Below are 11492 nucleotides of genomic sequence, written 5' to 3' on the forward strand. Positions count from 1 at the left end.
TTTGAAATCACGATAAAAATTGCATTATTTGCAAAATAAAAGCATAATCACTACTATAAATTAATTTAAAAAGTAAATCCATATATGGCATTATCAGGTTTATTCCGAAAAAAAACGGTACAAGATATTCTGAAGCAGGTTGCAAAGAACGAATCAGATGGTCATGATGCATTAGGAAAGCATTTGACCACAAGAGATTTAACCGCGTTTGGTATTGCAGCTATTGTAGGAGCAGGTATTTTTAGTACCATCGGAAAAGCTAGTGCAGATGGTGGTCCAGCTGTTATTTTTCTGTTTTTATTTACTGCTTTAGCTTGTAGTTTTGCGGCTTTTGCTTACGCTGAATTTGCTTCAATGGTTCCAGTTTCTGGAAGCGCTTATACGTATTCTTATGTTGCATTTGGTGAAATCATTGCTTGGATAATCGGCTGGGCGTTAATCATGGAATATGCCGTAGGAAACATAACGGTCGCCATATCGTGGAGTGATTATTTTACGGGACTTCTCCAGAGCGGCGGGATTCATTTACCACAATGGATTCAGATGGATTATTTAACGGCTTCAAACGGCTTTAATGATGCCGAAGCTTTAATGCGAGGCGGAAAATCATTCGAAAATTTAAGTACCGCATTGCAGGCTGCACACACAGCTTGGACTACGGCACCAACAATAGGATCATTTCATTTTGTAACTGATATTCCGGCTTTATTTATCATTATTTTGATTACGGCGTTGGTTTATAGAGGAATGAAAGAGTCTCGTAATGCCAGTAACTTAATGGTAGTTGTAAAACTGTGTGTAGTTCTTCTAGTAATTGCAGTAGGAGCATTTTATGTAGATACAGCAAATTGGGATCCATTTGCTCCAAATGGAGTTAGTGGTGTATTAAAAGGAGTATCAGCAGTTTTCTTTGCTTATATTGGGTTTGACGCTATTTCTACAACTGCAGAAGAATGTAAAAATCCGCAGCGCGATTTACCTCGAGGTATGATGTGGGCAATTATTATTTGTACCATTTTATATATAGCGATTGCTTTAGTTTTAACAGGAATGGTTCGTTATAACGAATTAAATGTTGGAGATCCATTAGCATTTGTTTTCGAAAAATTAGACTTAAAATGGATGTCAGGAATTATTGCAGTAAGTGCAGTAGTGGCAATGGCGAGTGTTTTATTGGTTTTTCAAATGGGTCAGCCTCGTATCTGGATGAGCATGAGCCGTGATGGTTTATTGCCAAAGAAATTCTCTAAAGTTCATCCAAAATTCAAAACTCCGTCATTTGCCACAGTCGTAACCGGTTTTGTGGTTGCAGTTCCAGCTTTGTTTTTGAATCTGACAATGGTGACTGATTTGTGCAGTATTGGAACTTTGTTTGCCTTTGTATTAGTTTGTGCAGGAGTTTTAGTATTACAAGATAAAACAGATATTCCGAGAGGAAAATTCAAAACTCCTTATATCAATGCAAAGTTTATTTTACCATTGGCAATAATTGCAGGATTGTATTATTCTTTTGCTTTTAATAATAAAGCAACAATGGCCTTTATTAAAAATGAAACACAAATAAACGATGCAACAACTATTATTACCTCTTTAAATAAAGGCGAATCTGAAAAAGTATTCAATTATTTAGAAAGTATTGATGTTGATAATAAAACGGCTGAAACCTCAGATTTAGAACATTTACTAAGTCAATATCAAGATGATGATGCAAAATATGCTGAGGTTGTAAAAGGAATGCCTATTGCAGATTCTTTAAAATATGAATCTGGGATTAGTTTATTCAAACATAAAATTCCAATGTGGATTTTTCTTTTCGTTTTAGTTGGATTAGCCGTTTGGGCATTTAGAAAAAACCTGTCTTTAATTCCACTTTTAGGATTAATCTGTTGTCTTTATATGATGGCAGAATTAAGTGTTTGGAACTGGATTTATTTTACGATTTGGTTGCTGATAGGATTATTGATTTACTTTACTTATAGTAGAAAAAACAGTAAACTGAATGTAGCAGAGGCATAAATTAAAAGCTGAAAATTATAAATAAAAACCGTTTTGAAAAAAAAATCAAAACGGTTTTTTTATGGCTTTTTTATAAAAATATCCTCCTGTTTACGAAAGTTTTTTCTTAGGTTTGTTCTGTTGTAAAATTTAAATTGTTTTTATTATAAATGAGTTTTTTAAAAAATATATTAGGTAGAAAAGAAGTAAAAATAGAATCCTCTAGTGATTTTTGGAACTGGTTTTTAAAACAGGAAAAAGAGTTTTTTAAAATCGTTCAAAACGGAGAAAATATTCATAAAGGTTTCTTTGATAAACTGGCACCAAAACTGGAAGAAATTCATTCTGGAATTTATTTTTTGACAGGAATGTGCGATGATCAAACAGCTGAGTTGATTCTAACACCTGACGGAGCATTAAGAAATATCTATGTTATTGAAGAGTTGGTTGAGACTGCTCCCAAGATCAACGGTTGGAAATTTACTGCACTTAAACCAGCTTGTGATATTAAAGATGTAGGTATTAAGTATGAGAATTTTGAATTCAATAAAGACAATTTGAAATTTTATCCTAACATACATAAAAGCTATCCAGATGAAATAGATTTAACGATTGTGTATGATGATTACAGCGAAGAAAAAAAGGCCGCTGTGACCAACGGCGTTCATATTTTTTTAGACAACTATTTGGGCGAAATGCATTCAGTTACACTAATCGATAATTTAAAAGTTATAGGAAACAGCGAAGTTTCAGAAGAGTTAATTCCTATTGAAAAATTAAGCGGTTATTTGATTTGGAGAGAGAAAGAATTTGTCGAGAAATACGAAGGAATCAGACATAACACGGAAAATGATGGTTATACCAATTTTGAAGGAAAACGTAAAGATGGCGGAATCGTATTGGCTTTGATAAATACAACCCTTTTAAAATGGGATAAAAAAGCGTCGCATCCATGGGTTTTTATTCTTGCACTTGAATTTGAGGACTGTGATAATGGAGGATTACCAGACGGAAAAACCAATAATAGATTAGAAGAAATTGAAGAAGAAATAATAAATTATTTACCAGATTTTGAGGGATATTTAAATATAGGAAGAGAAACAGCAAACAATAAAAGAGAACTCTTTTTTGCGTGTAAAGATTTTAGAAATCCTTCAAAGACGGCAGACGAGTTAATAAAAAAATACAGCGGAGATTTTAAAATAAGTTACGAGCTGTATAAAGACAAATACTGGCAGTCTTTTAAACATTTTGAACAAGATTAAAATAGAAAACCGTTCTGAAAATTTCAGGACGGTTTTTTGTTTTTACCAGAGATTGCTGGACTTGTTTTTTAGCAGTAAAAAAAATCCGCATAGAGAAAAATCTCCAGCGGATTCAAACAAACTAAAAAAAAAATCGTGCAAATTTATTTATAAAGAATTGTTTCAAATTTATAAAATCCCAAGTTCAATCATACAAGCCTTCATCATTTCGTAAGTACGCTCAATGTCGTTGTCTAATCCGATAGAAAAACGGATTAAACCATCTGTCAATCCCATTTCTTGTTGTTCTTCCAGCGGAATTTCACTTGAAGTTGAAGTTCCAGGCGCACTAAACAATGTTTTGTAAAAGCCTAAACTTACCGCCAAATAGCCTAAATTTCGAGCCTGCATTAATTCCATTAACTCATTGGCTTTCTCCAAAGAACCAACATCAATTGTCAGCATACCTCCAAAACCATATTCTGGGTTAATCATTGTTTTGTATAATTCATGGCTTGGATGACTTTTTAATCCGGGATAAACCGTTTTTAAACCGTCTTTTTCAAATTGATCGGCTAGAAAATGTGCATTATGACTGTGCTGTTTAATTCGGATATGAAGTGTACGCAGGTTTTTCATCACACTCGCAGAACGTAAACTGTCCATTGTAGGACCTAAAAGCATACTTGCTCCAGAATTTACATTTTTCAAAGCATTAATAAATTCTTTGGATGCGCAAGTTACGCCGCCAACAGTATCACTGCTTCCGTTAATATATTTCGTTAAACTATGAATGACAATATCAGCCCCTAATTTTGCTGGCGAAACAGATAATGGTGAAAACGTATTATCAACTACCAATTTCAGATTATGTTTTTTAGCAATCTTAGCCAAACCTGTAATATCAGCAACTTCTAATAATGGGTTACTAACTGTTTCACAATATAAAACTTTCGTTTTTGGCGTAATTGCAGCCTCTACAACATCTAGTTTCGTAATGTCAACAAAGCTTGTTTCAATTCCGAATCTTGGCGTAAAGTTTTTCAAGAAAGCGTAAGTTCCGCCATAAATCGTTCTGCTTGAAACAATATGATCACCCGCACCGCAAAGCTGCAAAAGAGTAGGTGTAATGGCTCCCATTCCCGAAGCTGAAACATTTGCAGTTTCTGTTCCTTCCATTGCTGCCAATGCCTGATCTAAATACAAATTACTTGGCGATGAATGACGAGAATACAAATAACAGCCTTCCATGTTTCCTTCAAAAGTATCAAACATCGTTTTAGCCGAAAGAAAAGTATAAGTTGAAGAATCAGAAATCGACGGATTCACGCCTCCAAATTCACCAAAGTATTGTAAATCCTGTATTTTATCTGCTGGGTTAAAGTCTTTCATTAGTTAATGGTTTGTTGTTGATTAAATTGGTTTAGGAGCTGATTCCTGATCGAAGTGCTATCGCTTGGATTAGGACTGGAAAACTCGTTTTCAAAAGAAATTCTGATCAAAATAAGATCTATTTAGATTATTAATCAATACTTATCTTTGTGTTTGGTTTTTAAAACTATAAAAATGTATTTATTGTGATTTTTAATCTAAATTTGATGTGAAAAAAGTAATTCAATAGATTTTTTTTCATTTCAACAACTAACCACTAAACTGAAACCATGACTTTAGACGCCATAGATAAAAAGCTTTTAGTTTTATTACAAACTGACAGCAAGCAAACCAATAAAGAGTTATCCTTGAAACTTAATCTTTCAGTAACAGCAGTATACGAAAGGATAAAAAAGCTGGAGCGCGAAGGAATAATTAAGAGCTACGCCGCTCTAGTCGATAAATCTAAAATCGAAAAAGGATTTGTAGTTTTCTGTCATTTAAAACTCATTCAGCATACAAAAGAATTTCTAACCAAATTTGAAAGCGAGGTTATCAAACTCAATGAAGTTCTCGAATGTCATCACGTAAGCGGCGATTATGATTATATCCTGAAGGTATTAGTAAAAGATATGGAAGCGTACCGAGAATTTTTGGTTACAAAACTGACTTCATTGCAACATATTGGGAGTACGCAGAGTACTTTTATGATTAGTGAGGTCAAGAATTCGACGGTGATTTCTTTTTAAAGGAACAAAGGCTCATAGAAGCAAAGGTTCAAAGGTTTTTTTGGGTGGTGAGATGTTGAGGTTTTGGGATTCTTGATTTTCCATTCTCTCATATAAATGTGTTTTTGTCATTTCGACTGAAAAGAGAAATCGCACTAGTGAATCGACAAAGTTTAGAAATATGCTTTGCAGAGTTTCTTCTCTTTTCAGTCGAAATGACAAATGGCGTGCTGGATAGTTGCTTTAAAAACCTTTGTGTCCCGATAGCTATCGGGATTGCGTAATTCTTAGCGTTACTGGCGGTAAAACTTAACCCCAAAATTTCACACAAAAAACATTCAAATTTAAACTTTAAACAAAACTTTATTCCTTAATTTTGTAACCGCTAAAATAAAAACAAAATACTATGAGTTCATTTGACGTAGTCATTATAGGTTCAGGTCCTGGAGGATATGTATCAGCAATTCGTTGCGCACAATTAGGTTTCAAAACTGCAATTGTAGAAAAATATAATTCATTAGGCGGAACTTGCCTTAACGTAGGTTGTATTCCTTCAAAAGCATTATTAGCTTCTTCTCACCATTATGCAGAAATTAAACATTTCGCAGATCACGGAATTGAAGTTTCTGGCGATGTAAAGATCAATTTAGAAAAAATGATCGCCCGCAAACAAGCCGTTGTAGATCAAACTTCAGGTGGTGTGAACTATTTAATGGATAAAAATAAAATTACTGTTTTTAATGGTTTAGGTTCTTTTGTAGATGCAACACATATTTCAGTTGCAAAAGCAGACGGAACATCTGAAACTATTGAAGCAAAATATACTGTAATTGCTACAGGATCAAAACCATCTTCTTTACCATTCATCAAAATTGATAAAGAAAGAATCATCACATCTACTGAAGCTTTGGCTTTAAAAGAAGTTCCAAAACACTTAGTAATTATTGGCGGCGGTGTTATCGGAATTGAACTTGGACAAGTTTATCTTCGTTTAGGAGCGCAGGTTTCTGTAGTTGAATTCATGGACAGAATTATTCCTGGAATGGATGGTTCGCTTTCAAAAGAATTAACTAAAGTGTTGAAAAAACAAGGAATGAAATTCTACGTTTCTCACAAAGTAAAATCAGTAGAAAGAAATGGCGATGCTGTTACAGTTCAAGCTGAAAATGCAAAAGGAGAAACAATCACTCTTGAGGGAGATTATTCATTAGTTTCTGTTGGTCGTCGTCCTTACACAGACGGATTAAACGCTGACAAAGCTGGAGTTAAAATTTCAGACAGAGGACAAGTTGAAGTAAATGATCATTTACAAACTAACGTTCCTAATATTTATGCGATTGGAGATGTTGTTCGTGGAGCAATGTTGGCACACAAAGCAGAGGAAGAAGGAACAATGGTTGCTGAAATATTAGCAGGTCAAAAACCGCATATCGATTATAACTTAATTCCTGGTGTAGTTTACACTTGGCCAGAAGTTGCTGCAGTTGGACAAACTGAAGAGCAATTGAAAGCTGCAGGAGTAGCTTATAAATCAGGAAGTTTCCCATTTAAAGCGTTAGGACGTGCAAGAGCAAGTGCTGATTTAGACGGATTCGTAAAAATCCTTGCTGACGAAAAAACAGATGAGGTATTAGGAGTTCACATGATTGGTGCTCGTACAGCTGATTTAATTGCTGAAGCGGTTACTGCAATGGAATTTAAAGCTTCTGCTGAAGATATTTCAAGAATGAGCCATGCACACCCAACTTTTGCTGAGGCAATAAAAGAAGCAGCATTAGCAGCAACAGATAATAGAGCTTTACACGTATAATTTTTTACGTATAAATATATTTAAACCGTCAAAAAAATAATTTTGACGGTTTTTTATTGCCTCATTATTTTAAAAGTATAATAGGTTTCTTTGTTTTTCATGTAAACGCTATAAACGCCTTCAGCTTCATTGTAGATTCTGTAAAGGTATTTGTCACCTTTAAGACTTAAATTTTTTCGAGATAAATTATTACTCTCTATAAACTCTAATTCAAATTCACAATTGCTTTTTTGTTTAAAATGCAGTTTTGAAAAAGTATCGTCGCTGAATTTTTCTATCCATAAATTATCATTTATAGTTACTTCTACTTTATTGCCGTCGTTTTCATAATAATAGTATTGTGCGGCTTTTTCAAAACTATTGCATTGTTCTCTAGAAATGTTTTCTATTGGTTTCTCAGTTTGCATTGACCAACTGCTTTTTGTTGATTCATTTGGAAAAAGAGCTACAAATTCGTTACAGTTTTTATGCAGTCTGAAAAATATTTGCTCAAATACTTTTTTTTGAATAATGCTGTCCTTAAATTTTGATAGGTAAGGAGTAATGTGGGCATTATTTATAGTATTGACCCTAATCTCATTATTCAAGTTTTTATTTTGAATCAATGATTTACATATTTCAATGTTTAATGAATCAACAGATTGTATAGATTGAGATTTGGAAATAGAAGTGTAAAATAAGAGAATAAAAAATAGGTAGATTTTCATTTAAATAGGTTAGTTAGTATACCAAATGTAGGTTTTAGTAAGGATATTCTAATAATATAAAAGAAACTTTTTTTGAATTTATTTTAGACGCTTTTTAATGGTCGAAAAAATATTAAGTGTCAGGAATTTTTCGTAAATTAGAGGTATGATTCTGATAATGTGTTTGTTGTGATTTTTTTTCTAAAAGCCAAGAAGTGCATTATGCTCTATTCCTGCAAAATGCAGTATTAAGGAGAATTGTATAAAACTGCTGTAAATACTAAGAATGATTAAAGTACCATAAAAGTCAGTAATTAGGACTATAGTGTCAAAAAAGACAAATGGGAATAAAGCATCGGGAAAGCCAAGTTTGTCAAAAAGGACGATGTTGGTATGCTCAGGGTCTCATTTTGGTCCTTTTTATTAAGGATAAATTTTTTAGATTAAAAGATGCACTTGCAGCTGGCGAAAGTTTAAGATATAAGTATTCTTTCGAGTGAAACATGAAGAAAAACGGGCTGAAAAAATAAACCCGGAAGGTTTTTAAATCTTCCGGGTTTATTTTTTTAGATAAAAAACGAATCAAGGAGTAAAAACAGTTTTATAATTATCCCAGTATCTGTAAATTAAGAATAAATTCCCCAAGAAAAGTAATCCAGCTATTGGCAGGCTTTCAGGAGTTAAAAAATAATTAATAAACAAGATGTTGATGGTAATGGGAAGGATCATAATATTTGCTAAAGTTACAAAGCGGCCGCTTACAAACGAAATTCCGCAAAGCAATTCAACTGTTTTAGCCAATGGAAGCAAGTACGTTGAAGCAACTAACCCCATATTAAACGCCTTAAAGTTGCCAGTCGTTTCTGGCTCTGGAGCCAGCTTAAAGAAAAATGAAATGGAGGCAAACAGCAATAACAGGCCGATTAAAACGCGGACAATAATAGTAGCAATTTTCATAATACTTAAGATTTTAAAAGGTTAAAATGATATAATTTATGTGCTGAAAATGCAAAATCTATATTCCTCAAATAAAGTTGTATGCGTAATAAAATAAGACTTTATTGAGGATTTAATAATTAGTATTATTCTGTTTTTGAGATTAATTTAATGCTATATCAAATATAACGATTTTTTCATTACGAAATTGCTATTTTATTAACACTTTTCTTATTTCTTTCCGTATTTTTTGTAAATAAAGAATCCTGCTATGCCGATTAGAATAAATGGCCATAAATTGACAAAGAAAACTAAAATAGACTGCAATATTAACCAACCGCTTTTTAAGGCATCAATAATCTGAATTCCTAGATTTGGTTTATAGTCAGAAGGATCTTTTTCGCCTGCAGTGATTTCCTGTTTTATCGTTTCATTTTGGTATAACTGTAATGTAATTGTGCTAAAATTAACCTGATCTTCAAGCGATAAATTTTCAATTGTACTATTGTCATTTTGTTCCTTTTGATTGGCCAATGTATTTTCGGCATCAATAATATCGTTTATCTTTTTACCCTTAGTGTCAATAGCTTTTTCTATCCTTTTTTCGCTTACACTGCTTCTTTTTTGTGAAAGCTTATTGGCTAATAATTTTAATGAAACATCATCTGCTTTGATTATTCTAAAGTCCAAAAAATCGATTTGCTTTGCAATTGTCTTAATTACCGTGTCCAGTTGTGTATTAGGAACTCGAATTGTAATATTGTTTTCTACTGAGTACTTTGTAGTTTCAAGCGTACTGTCCTGACTGATTTTGGTTTTAATCTGATCGTGAATATTACTTTGTAAATTCGTATAAGTAACAAAGCCTCCAAATTTTTGTGTGGCATTTTCAATTGCATAAGTAGATTTGACGACGTTTTTGACTTTGAATTTAATATCTGCCGTTCGGATAAATTTTTGTTTGCTGTCTTTCTTTTCAATCGCTGCCGATGATGAAACAGCAGTGCTGTCTGCTGCCATTTTTAAATCTGCAGATTCACCAGAAGCATAATCTGCTTTTTTACAAGAAAATAATACCGTAATAATAATCAAGGAAGTCAATCCTAATTTTGCAATTGTTTTCATAAAGGTTATATAATTTGATTAATAAAATATGGAGTCTGTGCTTCAGACTTTTTTAGCTTTAGATTAGAAGATTTAGAGAATTATAGAAATCTGTATAAATCTTTTAAAGTTTTTTTTGCGAGTAATTTTTTAATCAAATAGCAGGAAAAGGTTTAATAATTAGCATTAATTCGATATACTAAAAAGTGTGCCATTTTTTTTTAAGGATTCTTTATATCGAAGGATTTTTTTTGTCGTAATTTTGAAACCTAAAATTCATACTTCTTTGAGAGTTTCAATTCATAAACATATTTCCAATCCAGCCCAATTTAAACAACAGCTGATGAGCTGGTCACAGCAGTTTCGTGAGATCATTTTTCTAGACAGCAATTTGTATCCGCAGGAATATTCAAGCTTTGATTTTATTTTGGCTGTAGATGCCTTTACTTCTTTAAAAACTGATTTTCAAAATGCGTTTGATGATTTAAAACAATATCAGCAAACTACCAAAGATTGGCTTTTTGGTTATCTTTCTTATGATTTGAAAAATGATATTGAAGATTTAAAATCAGATAATTTTGATGGGTTAGACTTTCCGGATTTATTTTTCTTTCAGCCAAAAAAAATATTCTTGTTGAAAGAAAATCAGCTCGAAATTCAATATTTACACCTTTGTGATGATGAAATTGAGGATGATTTTAACGAGATAGTGGAAAGCCGAAAATCAGAAATGGAGAGTTCAGCATCTTTAAAAATTGAACAGCGTATTTCCCGAGATTCATATGTTGAAAAAGTTAATAAAATGCTGCAGCATATTCATCTTGGAGATATGTACGAAGCAAATTTTTGTATGGAATTCTATAGTGAAAATGCTGTTATAAATCCGTTAGACAAATTTCAGAAACTAAATGAAATTTCGCAGGCGCCATTTTCAGTATTCTTTAAAAATCACAACCAATATCTACTTTCGGCTTCACCAGAACGATATCTTAAAAAAGTTGGAGAGGATATTATTTCTCAGCCGATAAAAGGAACTTCAAAGCGTTTTTCAGATCCAATCGTAGATCAAAAATCAAAAGAATATTTGGAATCTGATGCAAAAGAACGAGCTGAAAACATTATGATTACAGATTTGGTTCGAAACGATCTGTCACATACCGCACAAAAAGGCTCCGTAAAAGTGACGGAGTTGTGCAAAATATATTCGTTTTTGCAGGTACATCAAATGATTTCGACAATAACTTCAAAATTAGATGCCCAATATTCACCAGTCGATGTTTTAAAAACGACTTTTCCAATGGGAAGTATGACGGGAGCGCCAAAGATTTCAGTTATGAAAATTATTGAAAATTTAGAAGAAACCAAACGTGGTTTGTACAGCGGTGCCGTTGGTTATTTTACACCAGAAGGCGATTTTGATTTCAACGTTGTAATTAGAAGTATTTTTTATAATCAAGAGAATAAATATGTTTCTTTTTCTGTTGGAAGCGCTATAACATCACAATCAATCCCTGAAAAAGAATACGAAGAATGTTTGCTGAAAGCTAAAGCAATGCACGAAGTTTTACAATAGAGATATTGCCACGAATTACACGAATTTGCACTAATTATTTTTTCT

The 11492-nt window shown here is 32.8% G+C and carries 9 protein-coding genes; 5 read left to right on the plus strand and 4 right to left on the minus strand.

All coding sequences use genetic code 11. The annotated features are described in order from the left end of the window. Positions 1-84: 84 nt before the first annotated feature. Positions 85-2016: an amino acid permease gene (locus tag BOW57_RS10010; RefSeq protein WP_129054004.1), complete on the plus strand. Its 1932-nt coding sequence runs from the start codon at positions 85-87 to the stop codon at positions 2014-2016. A 149-nt stretch (positions 2017-2165) separates the two neighbouring features. Then, a complete protein-coding gene (locus tag BOW57_RS10015; protein WP_129054005.1) occupies positions 2166-3260 on the plus strand; it encodes a DUF695 domain-containing protein in 1095 nt (364 codons plus the stop codon). A 168-nt stretch (positions 3261-3428) separates the two neighbouring features. Here BOW57_RS10015 and BOW57_RS10020 read toward each other — a convergent pair whose 3' ends face one another. After that, complete coding sequence (locus BOW57_RS10020) at positions 3429-4631, minus strand: aminotransferase class I/II-fold pyridoxal phosphate-dependent enzyme (RefSeq protein ID WP_129054006.1); 1203 nt, start codon at positions 4629-4631, stop codon at positions 3429-3431. Between the two features lie 269 nt (positions 4632-4900). On the opposite strand from BOW57_RS10020, the gene BOW57_RS10025 reads away from it, so the two are divergent. Both BOW57_RS10025 and lpdA read left to right on the plus strand, forming a co-directional pair. Continuing rightward, positions 4901-5359, plus strand: a complete 459-nt coding sequence (locus tag BOW57_RS10025) for an Lrp/AsnC family transcriptional regulator (RefSeq protein ID WP_089054591.1) — start codon at positions 4901-4903, stop codon at positions 5357-5359. A 385-nt stretch (positions 5360-5744) separates the two neighbouring features. After that, entirely contained in the window at positions 5745-7148 is a 1404-nt protein-coding gene (gene lpdA / locus BOW57_RS10030; protein WP_089054597.1) for a dihydrolipoyl dehydrogenase, read from the plus strand. 53 nt (positions 7149-7201) lie between these two features. Here lpdA and BOW57_RS10035 read toward each other — a convergent pair whose 3' ends face one another. The 3 genes from BOW57_RS10035 to BOW57_RS10045 all read right to left on the minus strand — a co-directional run bounded on the left by BOW57_RS10035 (position 7202) and on the right by BOW57_RS10045 (position 9895). Further along, complete coding sequence (locus BOW57_RS10035; RefSeq protein WP_129054007.1) at positions 7202-7855, minus strand: hypothetical protein; 654 nt, start codon at positions 7853-7855, stop codon at positions 7202-7204. Between the two features lie 561 nt (positions 7856-8416). Further along, entirely contained in the window at positions 8417-8791 is a 375-nt protein-coding gene (locus BOW57_RS10040) for a DoxX family membrane protein (RefSeq protein ID WP_089054599.1), read from the minus strand. A 210-nt stretch (positions 8792-9001) separates the two neighbouring features. Continuing rightward, positions 9002-9895, minus strand: a complete 894-nt coding sequence (locus tag BOW57_RS10045) for a DUF4349 domain-containing protein (protein ID WP_129054008.1) — start codon at positions 9893-9895, stop codon at positions 9002-9004. Between the two features lie 265 nt (positions 9896-10160). Between BOW57_RS10045 and BOW57_RS10050 the strand changes: the two genes are divergently transcribed. Then, complete coding sequence (locus tag BOW57_RS10050) at positions 10161-11447, plus strand: anthranilate synthase component I family protein (RefSeq protein ID WP_129054009.1); 1287 nt, start codon at positions 10161-10163, stop codon at positions 11445-11447. The last annotated feature ends 45 nt before the right edge of the window (positions 11448-11492 follow it).

It is taken from the genome of Flavobacterium sp. YO64 (genome assembly GCF_004119505.1).
Lineage (GTDB): Bacteria > Bacteroidota > Bacteroidia > Flavobacteriales > Flavobacteriaceae > Flavobacterium > Flavobacterium oncorhynchi.